Origin of the sequence: Acidovorax sp. Root219 (assembly GCF_001428665.1) — a bacterium.
In the GTDB taxonomy this organism is placed as follows: Bacteria; Pseudomonadota; Gammaproteobacteria; order Burkholderiales; family Burkholderiaceae_C; genus Acidovorax.
Window position 1 is genome coordinate 139,462 of the sequence record NZ_LMIJ01000034.1, and the last position, 17,320, is coordinate 156,781.

10 protein-coding genes and 1 pseudogene are annotated in these 17,320 nt (G+C 63.5%); 1 reads left to right on the plus strand and 10 read right to left on the minus strand.

Features of this window, described 5'->3' with window-relative positions:
- The first annotated feature begins 44 nt into the window (after window positions 1-44).
- Entirely contained in the window at window positions 45-2,033 is a 1,989-nt protein-coding gene (locus ASE28_RS27480; RefSeq protein WP_157422152.1) for a hypothetical protein, read from the plus strand.
- A 300-nt stretch (window positions 2,034-2,333) separates the two neighbouring features.
- On the opposite strand, the gene ASE28_RS27485 is transcribed toward ASE28_RS27480, so the two are convergent.
- The 10 genes and pseudogenes from ASE28_RS27485 to ASE28_RS27535 all read right to left on the minus strand — a co-directional run bounded on the left by ASE28_RS27485 (window position 2,334) and on the right by ASE28_RS27535 (window position 17,316).
- Window positions 2,334-2,738: a hypothetical protein gene (locus tag ASE28_RS27485; RefSeq protein WP_057202785.1), complete on the minus strand. Its 405-nt coding sequence runs from the start codon at window positions 2,736-2,738 to the stop codon at window positions 2,334-2,336.
- A 169-nt stretch (window positions 2,739-2,907) separates the two neighbouring features.
- Entirely contained in the window at window positions 2,908-3,606 is a 699-nt protein-coding gene (locus tag ASE28_RS27490) for a carbonic anhydrase (RefSeq protein WP_057202786.1), read from the minus strand.
- The gene (locus tag ASE28_RS27495; protein ID WP_057202787.1) at window positions 3,603-4,454 is read right to left on the minus strand and encodes a peptidylprolyl isomerase; all 852 of its coding nucleotides are present in this window, start codon (window positions 4,452-4,454) and stop codon (window positions 3,603-3,605) included. Before ASE28_RS27495 ends, ASE28_RS27490 begins: the two co-directional genes overlap by 4 nt.
- Before the next feature lie 24 nt (window positions 4,455-4,478).
- A complete protein-coding gene (gene narI / locus ASE28_RS27500) occupies window positions 4,479-5,210 on the minus strand; it encodes a respiratory nitrate reductase subunit gamma (RefSeq protein ID WP_057269320.1) in 732 nt (243 codons plus the stop codon).
- A complete protein-coding gene (gene narJ / locus ASE28_RS27505; protein WP_157412512.1) occupies window positions 5,207-5,920 on the minus strand; it encodes a nitrate reductase molybdenum cofactor assembly chaperone in 714 nt (237 codons plus the stop codon). Before narJ ends, narI begins: the two co-directional genes overlap by 4 nt.
- Window position 5,921: 1 nt before the next feature.
- Window positions 5,922-7,454, minus strand: a complete 1,533-nt coding sequence (narH, locus tag ASE28_RS27510; RefSeq protein ID WP_057202789.1) for a nitrate reductase subunit beta — start codon at window positions 7,452-7,454, stop codon at window positions 5,922-5,924.
- Window positions 7,455-7,530: 76 nt separating this feature from the next.
- Window positions 7,531-11,349 carry a nitrate reductase subunit alpha gene (locus tag ASE28_RS27515; RefSeq protein ID WP_057202790.1) on the minus strand — a complete coding sequence of 1,273 codons (3,819 nt, stop codon included), beginning with the start codon at window positions 11,347-11,349 and terminating at the stop codon, window positions 7,531-7,533.
- A 44-nt stretch (window positions 11,350-11,393) separates the two neighbouring features.
- Window positions 11,394-14,339 (minus strand): annotated as a pseudogene (locus ASE28_RS27520) (nitrate/nitrite transporter).
- A 239-nt stretch (window positions 14,340-14,578) separates the two neighbouring features.
- Entirely contained in the window at window positions 14,579-15,271 is a 693-nt protein-coding gene (locus ASE28_RS27530) for a response regulator (protein WP_057202792.1), read from the minus strand.
- On the minus strand, window positions 15,268-17,316 hold the full coding sequence (locus ASE28_RS27535; RefSeq protein ID WP_369818306.1) for a type IV pili methyl-accepting chemotaxis transducer N-terminal domain-containing protein: 2,049 nt from the start codon (window positions 17,314-17,316) through the stop codon (window positions 15,268-15,270). Before ASE28_RS27535 ends, ASE28_RS27530 begins: the two co-directional genes overlap by 4 nt.
- Window positions 17,317-17,320 lie beyond the last annotated feature (4 nt).

Consider the following 17,320-nt stretch of genomic DNA (forward strand, 5'->3'; position numbering starts at 1 on the left):
ACTGCAGCCAAGCCCTAAAATTCTCAGCCACTTGATCAAGTCCGATGAATGAAGCTGAACGCAATGCAGGGCTCCCACGTGGGGCGGAGTCGATGAAATCTCACCACGCAACGCAGCGGGTGATGGCAGGCATGCTCTTGTTCCACACGCTTGGCGCGGGCGCCATGCAAACGGTTGCCCGCGCGTTTGGCGTCACCCCTGCAAGGCGTTGGACCTGGCTGACGCTTGGCGTTTGGGCGGCACTGCCCGCACTGTCCTTGCTGCCGCTTTGGTCAAACCTGTTGAACCCGGTCCTGCCAGGCGTTACCGAGCACTTCCGCTACGCCGTGTTGTCGAGCCACTTTCAGGAGGCGATGGCCGCCGGCATTTGGTATCCGCGCTGGCTACCCGATTTCAATGCCGGATACGGCTATCCCGAGTTCGTCTTTTATCAACCCGGTTATTTCTTCCTCAACAGCTGGCTGGCCGTACTGACTGACGACTTGCTATGGCGTCAATTGCTGACACTGGGCACGCTGTGCCTCATTGGCGGGCTCGGTGCATACCGACTTGCACGGACTTTTGTGGACCGCCTCTCCGCTCTGGCCCTCGTGTTGTTGTTTCAGGCGGCGCCCTATGTTCACATCAACCTGTATGAGCGCGGTGATTTGAGTGAATGGATGGTTATTCAACTGTTGCCGTGGGTGCTGCACTGGAGTTGGTGCCTGCTGGCGCCAGAGCCGCGCTCAACAATCGGTATGAGGGGACGGGCGCTGTGCTGGAGCGGACTGACACTGGTCCTTGCGGCAAGCTTTTATAGCCACCCGATGGCAGTACTGTTTTTGCCATTGGTCGTCGCTCTGCTGGGTATGCTGACGCTGGCCGGTACCGAGCACCAGGCACCGCTGGCGGTCAGAGTGCGCAGCGTCTTTGAACTGGCAGGTGCCCTGTTGCTGGCACTGGCACTGGCCTCGCCATATTGGCTCACGGTGGCGCAACTCAAGCCTCTGGTCAATGCCCATGTCGCTGCGATCGGCGGTTTTGAGCCCTGGCGCAACGTCGCCTCTCTGTCTGGCCTCCTGTTCAATAACGACCAGGCATTTCTGGCCGCCCCCTTTGTGGCGTTGGCATTGTTGGGTGCCTGGCAAGGTCGTGAACACCCTTTCATCCGCGCCGCAGGCCTGGTCTACCTGGTGCTTTTTCTGGCCATGCTGCCGACCGGCCGCTGGTTCTGGCATCTTTACCCCTTTTCATTGATGCAGTTTCCCTGGCGGCTGGCGGTGTTTGCGCCCGCGCTACAGGTGGTCTGCACGCTTGGCTATTGGCAAGGCAGCAATCGCCACTGGGTCCTGCGGCGCCTGGGCTTGACGCTCGCACTGCTGGCGCTGACCTGGTCGGCATGGAAATTCCATGACTTTCGCGCAATGCACTGGTTCGGAGAGCCCGTTGCCGGTGAGCAACTCGACTGCATCAAGACCTATCCCGGCCTGGCCCAACCCAACAAGTTGTTGGCGACGCTGGATGTTGGGGAATGGTTGCCGGCAAGATTCGCCAAAAATCCGCCCGAAACGGCTCGATATACGCCTATCAGTCAAACTTGCGAAGCACAACTGGCGCGACATCGGGCGGCCTTGACTGAACGTTTAGGAATCGACCTATTTTCAAACCGGTCCACATTGAATTGGATGACCAGTGACTCACCGCATTGGCAGGGACACCCAGAGCCCGGGCATTCGCCGCACACGCTCAACTACCGCTTCGCAGGCGCGAGTCCGGGTGTGGTGGTGATCCAGCAAATCTACCTGCCAGGCTGGTCAGTGCATGTGAATGGTTTGGCGTTGGCCGCAATGACCATCGAAGAGCAGTTGTTGCCGGATGGCCGAATGCAGGTTCGATTGGCTGCTGGCGAACACACGATTACTGCACGCTACGATGGTCCGCCCGGTTCAACGCAGCGCAACGTGGTCATTGGGTTGGCACTTTTGCTGGCTGCCGCCTATTGGCTGCGGCGGCTGCGCAAGCAGGGCGGGCTCAAGTTTGACGTGGGTTACTAGATTTCAGTGAAAGAGGCCGGAGTGCTGCGAGATCCGCTGAGCCCTCTGCGTGCTTCAACTTCAGTCCCTGAAGGACTACCAATTCGGTTTCAAATTGACAGGGGACGTCAGGAATACATGGTATTTCGCGTCCTCGCGGTGCAGCGGCATGGCCCTGACCGAAGGGCTGCATCACGTCACGCACGGCGCTGGCTACGCCCTCGTTCCAACCGCGCACCTGCACATATTGCTGCGGCCGCCAGAACCCATCGCAGGTTAGCTGGCAGGCTGATAACGGACGACGGCATTGAGCGGCCCATCTCAGTTCAAGACCACGGCATGGCCTTGGGGGTCAAAGGGAATGAACGCGCCCAACCTACCCTGGCGGATCGCCTCCACCATGTCGTGCAGCGGCTGCTCGGCCTCGGCGCTGCCAGGCTCGCGGCCCTGCTTGCCTGCAAGCGCGGCAGCGAACACCATGCCCCAGGGTTTGCCAAAGGCCTCGGCTTCGTGCACCAGTTGGTCGAAAGATTGGAGCTCGTCCAGCCCCTTGTCCACGCATATCTGAGGCACCAGCGCGCCGCCTTCACCCCGCTCGAATTCGAGCCGCTGGGCCGGCGTGGCGTCGTCAGGCAGCTCGACACCTGCGAACACGAACAGCAGCCGCTGCGGTAGAGGTTGCATGCGTGCCGCGCTCAACAGGTCGTCAAAATTTTGAATGGTCATCGTGTATCCAGGTTCTGACAGTGAGGGTTTGTAGGGTCTGGCGCGCGTGAATCAGGTCGGCGGTGGCGCGTGAGCACTCGCGCTCCGTCGTATCCGCCGAGAACACAGCAAGCGACGGTCGAATGCGCAGTGCCGTGTTCATTCGCACGCCCCATGAGCTTCGGCGGTCTCAAAAACTGATGACTTGTCCATCGTATTCCACATAGGGTTGGTAGGGCCCGGTGCCGCTGTTGGTTGCTACCGAGGCTGCGACGAAATCACCTTCCTGCGCGTCAAATACATGCACCTCGCCGTCTTCGATCACGTAGTGCCAGCCGTGCAGGGTGAGCCGGCCGGCCTCGACCTCGCGCCGCACCATGGGGTAGCCCATGAGGCGTTCGAGCTGCAGCACCACCGCGCGTTGCTCGGTGCGGCGCATCGATTCTGCGCACGGCTGCACTGGCAGCAGTGCCTCGTCGACCAGCTTGAGCCACGCGGTGAGGGCCACCGCCTCGTCGGGCGCTCCCTCGTAGGCGGTGCGGATCGCGCCACAGTGGCTGTGGCCGCAGATCACGATACGCTCCACGTGCAGGCTGAGCACGGCGAACTCGATCGCGGCCATCGTTCCATGGAGTCCGTGCGACTGGTCGTGGGGTGGAACCAGCGCGCCCACGTTGCGCACTATGAAGAGTTCACCCGGGCCAGCCCCGGTGAGCAAGTAGGGTACAAGTCGCGAGTCCGAGCAGCCGATAAACAGCGTCTTGGGGTGCTGGCCTTCGGCTACCAGGTCCTGAAAGCGCTGCTGATTGCGCGGAAAATAGTCGGAGCGGAAATGCCGAAGGCGCAACAGCAGCTCGTCTGCTGATGCGCTTGCGGCGGCCTCGCTCATTGAACAAGAGGGGTGTCCGCCCCTTCCAATTCCACGCCTTCAACGTCTGCTTGACCCACCAGCAGCTGCATATACTGGCGCAGCGCCGTGGCCTGCGACTGAAGGGCCAGCCGCGCTCCGATTTGCGCCTGCAGCTCGGCGAACTCGGGCAGGCGCCCCGCCTCGCGTTCGAGCACCTCGACGATGTGCAGGCCGAAGCGGCTGTGCACCAGGCGCGGGTGCAGGCCCAGGGCCTGGATGGCGTCGTTCTGCAGGAACAGCGCCTTGGCCAGTTCAGGCGCGCATTCCTGCGGAGTGATCCAGCCGAGGTCGCCGCCCTGGGCGCTCGACGGGCAGTTGGAGAGCTCGGTCGCAAGCTGCGCAAAACGATTGATCGACACCCCCTGGCGCGATAGTTCCAGCAGCGCGGCTTCGGCGCGCTGGGCCAGCGCGTTCACCGGCACACCCGGCGTGACCGCAAACAGGATATGCCGCACATGCAGTGCCTGGCCCACCACAAAACGCGGCTTGTGAGCCTCGTAGTGGCGCCGGCATTCCTCAAGGCCCGGCTCGGGCGAATGCACCTCGGCTTCGAGCAGGGCCTCGATTGCGCGGCGCATGTCGTCATCCGGCTCGGGCGCGTTCAAACCCGTGAATCGCGGCAGCAGGCCGGCGCTAACCGCCTGCTGGCGTAGCAGCTCGGTGCAGGCGCGTTCGCGCAGGGTCTGCTCGCCCAGCACCTCACCGGCGTGGTGCAGGTGGATGCCGTTGATGCTGGCGATCTCGACCGGGGCCGCAGCGACCTCAGGGCCTTTGCAGGCGCAGGCGCTGCTGCCGCAGCCCGAAGATGTGGAAAGGTCTTGGCTCATGGGTGCTCCCGGGGGTAGGTTGGATCAGCGGGGCTTGGAAGGATGGGCCGGGTTGGTCGGGTTGACCGGCACGCCCAGGCGGCGGCTGCGCACCACCTGGTAAGGCCGCACCAGGTAGGCAACGCTCGCGAAGCCGCTCCACACATGCACCAGGCGCGAAAACGGGAACAGCAGGAAGATCGTCATGCCCAGCACCAGGTGTACCTTGTAGGGCCAGTCCATGTTGACCAGCGCGGACGCGTCGGGGCGGAAGGTGACGATGCGCTGCGCCCACTCCGCCAGCACCAGCATGGCGCTGCCATCGGCGTGCGAATAGGAGTACGGCAGTGTGATCAGGCCCAGCGTGAGTTGCACCCAAAGAATCACCAGAATGGCGATGTCGGTGCGGTGGCTGGTCAGGCGGATGCGCGGGTCGAAGATGCGCCGGTGCAGCAGCATCGACAAGCCCACGAAGCAGATCGCACCGGCGGTACCGCCCGCGTAGATGGCCATGCGCTGCTTGAACGCGGCATCCATGAAGCCTTCGTAGAAAAAATGCGGCGTGAGCAAGCCCACGGCGTGGCCGAAGAACAGAAACAGGATGCCGACGTGGAACAGGTTGCTGCCCCAGCGCAGCTGGCCCTTGCGCAGCAGCTGCGAAGAATCGCTTTTCCAGGTGTACTGGTCGCGGTCAAACCTGGCCAGGCTGCCCATGAAGAACACAGGCAGGCAGATGTAGGGATAGACGCCAAAGAGGAAGTGGTGCAGTGAGGTCATGCCTGTGCTCCTGGTGGTGGGGGGGTATGACGGCTGGTGGCCGCTTTCACGATGCGGATGGGTTGCGGCTGGCCGGGTCGGGCCTGACCTTCGGTGGAGCAGCCTCCGAACACCGCAGGTTCGGCCCAGCTCTCGTCAATACCGGGGTCGGCCGCAACTGGCACGGCCTCGGCTTTCTCGCCAGCTATCTCAAGCACTGCGGCCAGCACGCTGGCGTACGGGCTCTGGCGCTTGAGCAGCGCGCTGAAGATCACGCGCACGATGTGCGCGCTTTCGCCGAGGAACTCGCGCGCCACCGCAGCGGGCTGGGTGGAGGCGAATTCGAGCAACACGCTCAGGTGGTCGGGCAGCTCGGCTGGGCCGAAGAAGAGGCCTGCCTTCTCGTAGGTCTGGATCAGGTCGATCATCGCCGGGCCCCTGTCGCGTGAATCGCCGAGCACGTGTTCGAACAGGTGCAGCGCAGTGCTGCGACCGCGGTCGAAAAGCTCGACGTAAGCGGCCTCGACGTCGAGCGCAGGTTGCTGACTCAGGTGTACCAGCAGCGCATCCAGTTCGGCCAGGCGTGTGGCAGGCAAAGCGGCTTCGGCGCGCAACGCGGCGCGCAGTTCACCGGCGTGCTCGCGCAGCTCCGCGGTGGGGTAACGCAGCAGATGGGCGAGAACACGCAGTGTGTGCACGGCGGGCTTGGGAGTGGTGGAGAACAGGCCCATGTCAGACCCCTGCCTTGATTGGAATCGTTCGTTTTTTCTCGCTACCAAACAGGCTGGTTTCGGTCTGCCCTTCCGAGCAGCCGTTGCCAAACGTGAAGCCGCAGCCGCCCTTGATGTTGAAGGTGTTCTCGGCGTATTCGCGGTGGGTGGTGGGAATCACGAAGCGGTCCTCGTAGTTGGCAATCGCCATGGTCTGGTACATGTCCTCGACCTCGCGCACGCTGAGCTGCACCTGATCGAGCACGTCCTGGTTGATGACGCCGTCCACGTGTTTGGCACGCTGGTAGCTGCGCATGGCCAGCATGCGTTCAAGCGCGCGCACCACCGGCACGGTGTCACCGGCGGTCAGCAGGTTGGCGAGGTACTTCACCGGGATGCGCAGTTGGCTCACGTCCGGAATCTCGCCGTTACCGCCCAGGTGACCAGCGTTGGCCGCGGCGGTGATGGGCGAAAGTGGTGGTACGTACCAGACCATGGGAAGCGTGCGGTACTCGGGGTGCAGTGGCAGCGCCACCTTCCAGTCCACGGCCATCTTGTAGACCGGGCTGTGGCGCGCGGCCTCCAGCCAGTTCTCGGGGATGCCATCGGCGCGCGCCTGCGCAATCACCACCGGGTCGTGCGGGTCCAGGAACAGGTCGATCTGCGCCTTGTAGAGGTCCATCTCGTTGGGCACGCTCGCCGCCTCCTGGATGCGGTCCGCGTCGTACAGCAGCACGCCCAGGTAGCGGATGCGGCCCACGCAGGTCTCGCTGCACACGGTGGGCTGGCCGGCCTCGATGCGCGGGTAGCAGAAGATGCACTTCTCGGCCTTGCCGCTCTTCCAGTTGTAGTAGATCTTCTTGTAGGGGCAGCCGCTCACGCACATGCGCCAGCCGCGGCACTTGTCCTGGTCGATCAGCACGATGCCGTCTTCCTCGCGCTTGTAGATCGATCCCGACGGGCACGAAGCCACGCAGGCCGGGTTCAGGCAGTGCTCGCACAGGCGCGGCAGGTACATCATGAAGGTGTTCTCGAACTCACCCACCATGGCCTTCTGCGCGGCTTCGAAGCCGTTGAAATTGGCATCCTTGCTGCGTTTGGCAAACTCGCCGCCCAGGATTTCTTCCCAGTTCGGGCCCCACTCGATCTTCTCCATCCGCTTGCCCGTGATAAGGCTGCGCGGGCGGGCGGTCGGCGTGTTCTTCATCTCGGGGGCCGACTGCAGGTGGTCGTAGTCGAAAGTGAACGGTTCGTAGTAGTCGTCGATCTCCGGCATGTGGGGGTTGGCGAAGATCTTCATCAGCAGTTGCCATTTGCCCCCCTGCTTGGGCACGATGGAGCCGTCGGCGCGGCGCGTCCAGCCGCCCTGCCACTTCTCCTGGTTCTCCCACTCTTTCGGGTAGCCGATGCCGGGCTTGGTCTCGACGTTGTTGAACCAGGCGTATTCCACCCCGGGGCGGTTGGTCCAGACGTTCTTGCAAGTGACCGAACAGGTGTGGCAACCGATGCACTTGTCCAGGTTGAGCACCATGCCGATTTGGGCGCGGATCTTCATGATGCCTCCAGCAGAGCTGCCTCAAGGCAGGCATGCGTCCCCATCGGGGGCAGCGAACGAACGTGAGCGTGGGGGTTCATGGATTCTCTCCTTCTGACTGATACGCGCGGATGAGATGGTCGTCGGCCGGTGTGTCGAGCCAGTCCACCTTGTCCATCTTCCGAACCACGACGAACTCGTCGCGGTTGGTGCCGATCGTTCCGTAGTAGTTGAAGCCGTAGCTGAGCTGCGCGTAGCCGCCGATCATGTGGGTCGGCTTGAGCACGATGCGCGTGACGGAGTTGTGGATGCCGCCGCGCACGCCGGTGATCTCCGAGCCCGGGGTGTTGATGATTTTTTCCTGCGAGTGGTACATCATCACCATGCCCGGGTTCACACGCTGGCTCACCACCGCACGCGCGGCCACCGCGCCGTTGATGTTGAACAGCTCGACCCAGTCGTTGTCCTCGATGCCGGCACTCTTGGCGTCGTCTTCGCTGAGCCAGACCACGGTGCCGCCCCGGTTGAGGGTGAGCATCATCAGGTTGTCGCTGTAGGTCGAGTGGATGCCCCACTTCTGGTGCGGCGTGATGAAGTTCAGCACGATCTCCGCGTTGCCGTTGGACTTGATGTTGTGAATGCCGGAGGTCGCCTTCATGTCCACCGGCGGGCGGTAGCTGCCCAGGCCTTCACCAAAGGCAATCATCCAGGGGTGGTCCTGGTAGAACTGCTGGCGGCCGGTGAGGGTGCGCCATGGAATGAGTTCGTGCACATTGGTGTAGCCGGCGTTGTAGCTCACCGTCTCGCTCTCGATGCCGCTCCAGGTGGGGCTGCTGATGATCTTGCGCGGCTGCGCCTGGATGTCGCGAAAGCGGATCTTCTCGTCCTCGCGGTGGATCGCCAGGTGGGTGTGGTCGATGCCGGTCTGTTTGCCAAGCGCTTCCCAGGCCTTCACCGCCACGTGGCCGTTGGTCTCGGGGGCAAGCTGCAGGATGACTTCGCAGGCGTCGATGTCGGTCACGATCTTCGGCATGCCCTTGGTCACGCCTTCGTCCATTGTGGTGCCGTTGAGCTGGCCGAGCTGTTCCACCTCGGTGCCGGTTTTCCAGCCGATGCCCTTGCCGCCATTGCCCAGCTTGTCGAGCAAGGGGCCCAGCGCCGTGAAGCGTTTGAAGGTGTTGGGGTAGTCGCGCTCGACCACGGTGATCTGCGGCGCGGTCTTGCCGGGGATGAGTTCACAGTGGCCCTTGCGCCATTCCTTCACCTCAAACGGCTGCGCGAGTTCGCCGGGGGTGTCGTGCATGATGGGTGTCAGCACCACTTCTTTTTCCACACCCAGGTGGCCCACGCAGACTTCGCTGAAGGCTTTCGCAAAGCCCTTGTAGATCTCCCAGTCGCTGCGGCTTTGCCACACCGGGTCAACCGCCGCCGAGAGCGGGTGGATGAAGGGGTGCATGTCGCTGGTGTTGAGGTCGTTCTTCTCATACCAGCTGGCGGTGGGCAGCACCACGTCGGAGTACATGCAGGTGGTGCTCATGCGGAAGTCGAGCGTGACCAGCAGGTCCAGCTTGCCTTTCGGTGCGTGTTCGTGCCACACCACCTCTTGGGGCTTCGCTTCGTCCTTGCCCAGGTCTTTTCCCTGCACACCGTTCTCGGTGCCCAGCAGGTGCTTGCAGAAATACTCGTGGCCCTTGCCGCTGGAGCCCAACAGATTGCTGCGCCACACGAACATGTTGCGCGGCCAGTTCTGCGGCGCGTCCGGATCTTCGCAGCTCATGGCCAGTGTGCCGTCTTTCAGCGCTCGCACCACATAGTCCTTGGCATCAAGCCCGGCGGCGGTGGCGTCTTTCACCACCTGCAGCGGGTTGGTCTTGAGCTGAGGGGCACTGGGCAACCAGCCCATGCGCTCGGCGCGGACGTTGAAGTCGATCATGCTGCCACTGAACGCGGCCTTGTCGGCCAGCGGGCTCACGATCTCCTCCATGCCAAGCTTCTCGTAGCGCCACTGGTCGGTGTGCGCATAGAAGAAGCTGGTGCTGTTCATCTGGCGCGGCGGGCGTGCCCAGTCGGTGGCAAAGGCCAAGGGCAACCAGCCGGTCTGCGGGCGCAGCTTTTCCTGGCCCACGTAGTGCGCCCAGCCGCCCCCGCTTTGGCCGATGCAGCCGCACATCATCAGCAGGTTGATCACGCCGCGGTAGTTCATGTCGGCGTGGTACCAGTGGTTCATGGCCGCGCCGATGATCACCATCGACTTGCCGTGCGTCTTGTCGGCGTTGTCCGCAAATTGCTGCGCGACGGTGATCACCTGGTCGCGCGGCACGCCGGTGATGCTTTCCTGCCAGGCCGGCGTGTAGGCGGCGTTGTCATCGAAGTTCTTGGCGCCACTGCCCAGACCACGGTCGATGCCGTACTGCGCGACTTGCAGGTCGAACACGGTGGCCACCATGGCGTGGCGCTCTTCGCCGGCCTTGCCCAGGCGCAGGCGCACCGCCGGCACGCGTGCGTGGTTGATGCTGCCGTTCTGCGCGTTCGCGGTGAAGTGCGGGGAGGCCTCGCCACCGAAGTAGGGGAAGGCCACGTTCACCACCTGGGTGCCCTGCTCGCCGTCTTCGATCACCGAGAGCTTGAGCTTCACATCTGTGTCGCTGCGCGCTTCCTTGGCCTGCAGATTCCACTTGCCCTCGTCGCTGCGGCCGGCTTCGCCCCAGCGGAAACCGATCGAGCCGTTGGGCAACACGGCCTTGCCATCGGTATCGAAGGCGACGGTTTTCCACTCCGGGTTGTTCTGCTGGCCGAGCTGGCCGTTGAAATCGCTGGCACGCAGGTAGCGGTCGGGCACAAGGGTATTGGTGCCGTCTGCCAACACGTGTTCCTTGAGCATCACGAGCAGTGGTAGGTCGGTGTAGCGGCGCGCGTAGTCGTCGAAGTAGCTGCTGCGTGGCTTGCCGTCATCGGGAAAATAGAAGTTCTTCAGCACCACGTGGCCCATGGCCATGGCGAGTGCTGCATCTGTACCCTGCTTGGGGTGCAGCCAGAGGTCGGAGAGCTTGGCCACCTCGGAGTAGTCGGGTGTCACTGCCACCGTCTTGGCGCCCTTGTAGCGCACCTCGGTGAAGAAGTGGGCATCGGGTGTGCGCGTCTGCGGTACGTTGGACCCCCAGGCGATGATGAACGAGCTGTTGTACCAGTCGGCCGATTCGGGCACGTCGGTCTGCTCGCCCCAGACCTGCGGGCTGGCCGGCGGCAGGTCGCAGTACCAGTCGTAGAAGCTCATGCACACGCCGCCGATGAGCGAGAGGTAACGCGAGCCGGCGGCGTAGCTCACCATGCTCATGGCGGGGATGGGGCTGAAGCCAATGATGCGATCGGGTCCGTGCTGCTTGATGGTGTAGACGTTGGCTGCGGCGATCAGCTGGTTGACTTCGTCCCAGGTGCTGCGCACGAAGCCGCCCATGCCACGCACCTGCTGGTAGTCGCGACGGGCTTCGGGGTTCTCGACGATGGTGGCCCAGGCGTCCACCGGGGTCTTGGCAACGCTGAGCGCGGCACGCCAGCGCTCCAGCAGGCGCCCGCGCACCATGGGGTATTTCACGCGGTTGGCGCTGTAGAGGTACCAGCTGTAGGACGCCCCGCGCGCGCAGCCGCGGGGCTCGTGGTTGGGCATGTCCCAGCGTGTGCGCGGGTAGTCGGTCTGCTGGGTTTCCCAGGTGACGATGCCGCCCTTGACGTATATCTTCCACGAGCACGAGCCGGTGCAGTTCACGCCGTGGGTGCTGCGCACGATCTTGTCGTGCGCCCAGCGGTTGCGGTAGGCGTCTTCCCAGGTCCGGTCTTCGCCGGTGGTATGGCCGTGGTTGCCCGAGAAGTTTTCGCGCGGCAGCGAGAAGTAGGAAAGGCGGTCGAGAAAATGGCTCATGAATGTCTCCGGAAATGGGGGCGTGGCATCTGAGGTGCGCGGGGTCAGGGGTTCTTGATCTCTGCGCCCTTGCGCAGGTAGAACCACCAGTTCAAGACCAGGCAGACGGCATAAAAAATGGCGAAGCCGTACATGGCGAACTGCGGGGTTCCGGCCTTGATCTGCGCGCCGATAACCACCGGGGCGATGAAGGCGCCGTAGGCGGCCACGGCCGAGGTCCAGCCCAGCACGGGGCCGGCCTGCTGGCGGTCGAAAATGACGCCGATGGTGCGGAAGGTCGAGCCGTTGCCGATGCCGCTGGCAAAGAACAGCACGATGAACAGGCCGATGAAGGCGGGGAAGTACTGCTCGGGTGTGGCCGAGGTGTAGGCCTGCATCATCACGTAGCCCACCGCGGCGGAAGCGAGCACCATCACCGCCGAGATGACCTGCGTGACGATGGAGCCGCCGACCTTGTCGGAGATCCAGCCACCGATGGGCCGCACCGCGGCACCGACGAAAGGACCGATCCAGGCATAGGTCAAGGCCGAGGGTGCGTTCGGATTTTTCAGCGTGTGCGTCATCACACCGGCGGCGTCCGCCACGTGCTGGAAGCCGAAGATCACCGTGATGGCCAACGGCAGCACCATCGAGAAACCGATGAAGGAGCCGAAAGTGACGATGTAGAGCGCGGTGAGCGACCAGGTGTGCTTGTTGCGGAAGATGGCGAACTGCTTTGCCACGTTCTCCTTCATGGCACCGAAGGCGGCCACGCGCATCATGAGCAGCGCGAGGATGATGTCCAGCGGGATGGCGATCCACATGTTCAGGATGCCCAGCCCGGTGGGGGCCGGCAGATACAGCCAGAGCATGAAGATGGCCGGGATGAAGGCCAGGGTGTAGAGGTAGGTGACTTTGGCGAACGCGGCGATGGGGTGACCGGCGTCGGGCGACACGGACTTCAGGTTGTCCATGCCGAACCACGCCAGGATCGACAGTGGCACGAGCGAGATCACCCAGGCGAAGCCAGCGTTCTGGATCCAGGTGGGCGTGCCGGCGGCGATCTTGCCGAAGATCCAGCCGCTGTCCTTCACCAGCGTCATCGACTCACCACCGAAGGCGCCCAGCAAGGGCAGCGTCATCACCAGCGGGATGACGATCTGCATCGTGGTCACGCCGAAGTTGCCCAGGCCGGCGTTCAGGCCCAGGGCCGTACCCTGCAGCCGCTTGGGAAAGAAGGTGCTGATGTTGGACATGCTGGAGGCGAAGTTGCCGCCACCCACGCCGGACCACAGCGCCAGCAGTTGGAACGACCACAGCGGCCACTCGGGGTGCTGCAGCGCAAAGCCGGTGCCGATGGCCGGTGCCAGCAGCATCGCCGTGGTGAGGAAGATGGTGTTGCGCCCACCGGCCAGCCGCACCAGGAAGGACGCCGGGATGCGCATGGTGGCGCCCGAGATGCCGGAGATGGCGGTAAGCGTGAACAGCTCGGCCTGGGTGAAGGGAAAGCCCAGGTTTAGCATCTGTACCGTGATGATTCCCCACATGCCCCAGACGGCGAAGCCGCACAGCAGGGCCGGCACGGAAATCCAGAGGTTGCGGTAGGCGATGCGCTTGCCGGTGGCGTTCCAGAAGGTCTGGTCTTCCGGGCGCCAATCGACGATGTCAGGTTCGACTTTGGATGTGTTGTTCATGAGAGTGGCAAGCAACGCGGAGCGTCAGTTCTGGAGGGAATAGGGTTTGGCGTTGGCGCCCATGACTTCGGTCTTGCGCACCTCGGTCCAGTACATCCAGATGAGCGAGACCCACACTACGCCGTACATCAACATGAATGCGCTTGATCGGATGCCGGTGAGGTCCATCAACACGCCGAAAAGGATGGGCAGCACGAAGCCTCCCAGGCCACCGGCCAGTCCCACGATGCCGCTGATGGCGCCGATGTTCTTCGGGTAGTCGTCGCTGATGTACTTGAAGACGCTGGCCTTGCCAAAGGCCCAGGCGATGCCCAGGATGAACATCAGTGCGGTAAAGAGGTACACGTTGAGGCCGATGTGGAAGGTCTTGGGGCCATCCACCGTTGCCACGGTGAAATCGGTCTGCGGGTACGACAGCAGGAACAGGCAGACCCAGCTCATCCACAGCACCCACCAGGTGACCTTGTGCGCGCCGAACTTGTCCGACATCACGCCGCCCACCGCGCGCAACACGCCACCGGGCAGCGAGAAGCAGGCCGCCAGCAGCGCGGCCACTCGGATGTCCAGACCGAACTCGCCCACGTAGTACTGCACCATCCACAGCGAGAGCGCCACGTAGCCGCCGAAGACGATGCTGTAATACTGGCAGTACTTGAGCACCTTGGGGTCTTTCAGCGCCTTGAGCTGATCCATGAAGGACACGTTGCTTGGCACCAGGTGGTCGGGGTTGCTGTGGGTGAACAGCCAGAACAGCACCACCGTGCCCAGCATGATGGCCGCGTACACCTGCGGCACCATGGTCCAGCCGAAGGCGACCAGCAGCACCGGGGCTACGAACTTGTTGACCGCGGCGCCCGAGTTGCCCGCGCCGTACACGCCCATGGCCATGCCCTGGCGGTGCTTGGGGAACCAGCGCGCCACATAGGGCGTGCCGACCGAGAACGCGCCGCCCGCGAGACCCACGAACAGGCCGATGGTGAGGAAGTGCCAGTAGGCGGTGGCGTAGCTCATGAGCCAGATCGCCGGCACGGTGATGGCCATGAGCAGGGCCATCACGATGCGGCCACCAAAGCGGTCGGTCCAGATGCCCAGGGGCACTCGCACCAGCGAGCCAGTGAGCACCGGTGTGGCCATGAGCAGGCCGAACTGGGTGGAATTGAGGTCGAGCGCCTTCTTGATCGGGATGCCTATGACGCCGAACATCATCCAGACCATGAAGCACACGGTGAACGCCACGGTGCTGACGATCAGCACCGACCAAGCTTTTTTGTCGTTGTTCAATTCAGAGGCCATGTTGTCTTTCTCCATGCGGGGCATGGCAAGACTGTCGGCGATGGGCACGCTGGTGGCTATCCGTCACCCGGGTGGTCAGGGCGGCTCTGAAGAACGATGGTGGGAGGACTCAGGGCGTCCAGAAGAACTACCTCAACCGGTTTGTGGCCGCCGGTTGACCTGGATCAATGCGCGAGAGCGTTGTTGCCCTACGCGCTGCCGACATCCACCGCGAGCGAGCTGGGCGGCACTCCAGCACTCGAGAAGGGCAATTGGCGGGCCTGCTATGAAGCGTGTCGGGCGGCGAATACCGCCGCCTGCACACGCGAGGTGAGGTGGAGTTTTCGCAGGATGTGCTGCACGTGTATCTTTACCGTGGTCTCGGCAATGTCGAGCTGACGGGCGATGTGTTTGTTGCTGTCGCCGCGCGCGATCAGGTGCAGGATCTCGAGTTCTCGCACCGACAGCGAGGCGAGCTCGGCATCCGAGCTAGTCACGGGTGCAACGATAGAAGTGCCAGGGCCGTCGGCGGCGGGCTGGGAGCGCAAGGCCGATACCAGCTTGGTCGTCATCTCCGGGCTCACCACCGATTCACCGTCCATCACCTTGACAATGGCCTCACACAGGTGGTGCGACTCCACCGTCTTCAGCAAATACCCGTCGGCGCCGGCTTTGAGCGCGGCCACCAGGTCGGCCTCGTTTTCGCTCACAGTGAGCATGAGCACGCGGCTGCCAGGCGCGGCCTCGCGCAGCGCGGGGATGGCGTCCACGCCCAACACGCCAGGGAGGTGGTTGTCGAGCAGGATCACGTCAGGTCGCTGGCGCGCAACGCAGCGCAGTGCCTCGCCTACGTCACCCGCTTCGCAAGTCACCTCGAAGCGTGTGTCCTGCGAAAGCAGGGCCATGAGCCCGCGACGGAACAGGGAGTGGTCGTCCACCACGAGTAACTGTATCGGGTGGGTGGGTGTGACGTTCATGGAAGGGGGTGTTCGTTGGTGATTGCTGCAACAGGGCTGGCCGCCACAGGGTGGGGTGGCAGCGTCAGGGTCACGGTGGTGCCATTGCCGGGCTCGGAGCTTACGTCGACCCGCGCGCCAATGAGCGCGGCGCGCTCGCGCATGATCTTCAGGCCCACGTGGGAATCACCGGGCGTGTCCAGCACGTCGAATCCCGCACCGTCGTCGCGCACACGAAAGCGCCAGCGCGCGCCCTTGATCACATCAAGCTGAATGTGGCGCGCCCCCGCGTGCTTGCGCACGTTGGAGAGCGACTCCTGCAACACGTGCAGCACCTGCACCTGCACATCGGCAGGCAGAGGAAGGCCGTGGCCTTCGACGTGCAACTTGGCTGGCAAGCCCGTCTGGTGCTGAAACTTCTGCAGCGTCTCCTGCAGGGCGCGTTCGATGTCGTCGGTGTTGGTGCGGGTGCGAAAGTGCACCAGCAGTTCTCGCACGTCGTTGATGCTCTCACGCAGACCTTCGTCGAGTTCGTCCAGCGTGCTCATCACTCGCGCGTCTTGGCCTTTGGTTGCCGCAGTGCGCAGCAGCTGCACCTGGATCTTGAGAAAGGCCAGCGACTGCGCGATGGAGTCATGCAGCTCGCGAGCAATCAATGCCCGCTCCTCGCCCACCGCGGCCTCGCGTTCCAGCGCGGCCGCGCGCAGGCTCTCCAGCGCATTGGCAAGGTGGCTTGCCAGGGCATCCAACAGCTCGGACTCGCCTGCGCTCAGGTTGGTCTGCGACCGGTAGAACAGGTTGATCTCGCCGATGAGGCGCTGCTGCAGGCGCACCGGCACGCTCACCAGCGTCTCGAAACCGGCGCGCACGCAGTGCCGTACCTCCAACTCGTCGTGGCTGCGGATGGGGATCACCCGGGTGCGGGCATCGGGCTGCAGGTTGCCGCAAGCACACGCCCCCGCCAGCAGACTGCGCTCGGCTTCCACCATGTCCTGCGGAAAGCAGTCGGTGGCCAGCATCAGATAGCGCTGGCTGGCTTCGTCGCTCCAGCGCACCGCCACTGCGTCCGCCTTCACCACTGCGCGAACGCGCTGGGAAAAGCCGCGAGAAAGTTCTTCGATGCTGCCAGCCTGGGCCATGAAGGCGCTGACCTCATACAGCGTCTCCAGCCGCGCGCGCTGCGCTTCGATGTGGCGCGTCTTGGCCTCTACCTGGCTCTCTAGGCCAGCGTACATCGTCTGCAGCGTGGAGGCCATGCGGTTGAAACCCCCTGCCACCTGGCCGAACTCGTCGAGTGTGTCGACCTCTACGCGCGCCTTGAAGTCGCCCGATTCCAGCCGGCGCAAGCTCTCGCGCAGGTGGGCCAGCGGGTTGATGACGTACATGTAGCCTGTGTAGAGCATCACCACCGCGCCGAGGAGTGCCAGCGCCATCATGAGGAACTGGAACAGGTTAAGGATGGCAGTCAAACCCGATAGCTGGTGCTCGATGGCGAGCACCAGTGCGTCGATGGCATCGACGAAGGCGTCGGCCGCGGCCAGGGCTTGTGTCGGATCGGGCGGCGACCCTTGTGACCACAGCGGGCGCTGGCTCTGCCATAGCGCCTCCACTGTGGCAAATTTGGTGGCAACCGTTTCGTCCCAGGGCACGAAGAGCGGCCGGCCAGCGTCGCCCCGGCGCAGCAACTCCAAGCTCTGGTCGAACTGCTGCACCAGCGCAGCCACCTCGGTCGGCGCACGATCGGATTGCGCAACGCTAGTGATCCGCCAGGTTTGCATGCGCATTCGTCCGGCCTCGTTCACCGCTGCGGCTCCACCTTCGAGCTGCCAGGTCACCCATAGCGTGAGACCGATGGAAGCGAGCGCGACGAGCAGCAACCCCGCGCCGATGCGTACCAGCTTGGTTGACAGGGATGCGGTGGAGGCCATCACGTGGTGGTTACCGGGTTTCAAGGTTTGCAAATACCTGCTTGCGACAGGCTGCTGTCTCAGGCAGTTGTGCCTGGCTGAGAAAATAATGCACTTGCAGTCCCATTTCATGTGATGCGGATCAAAAGCGATGCGCAACACC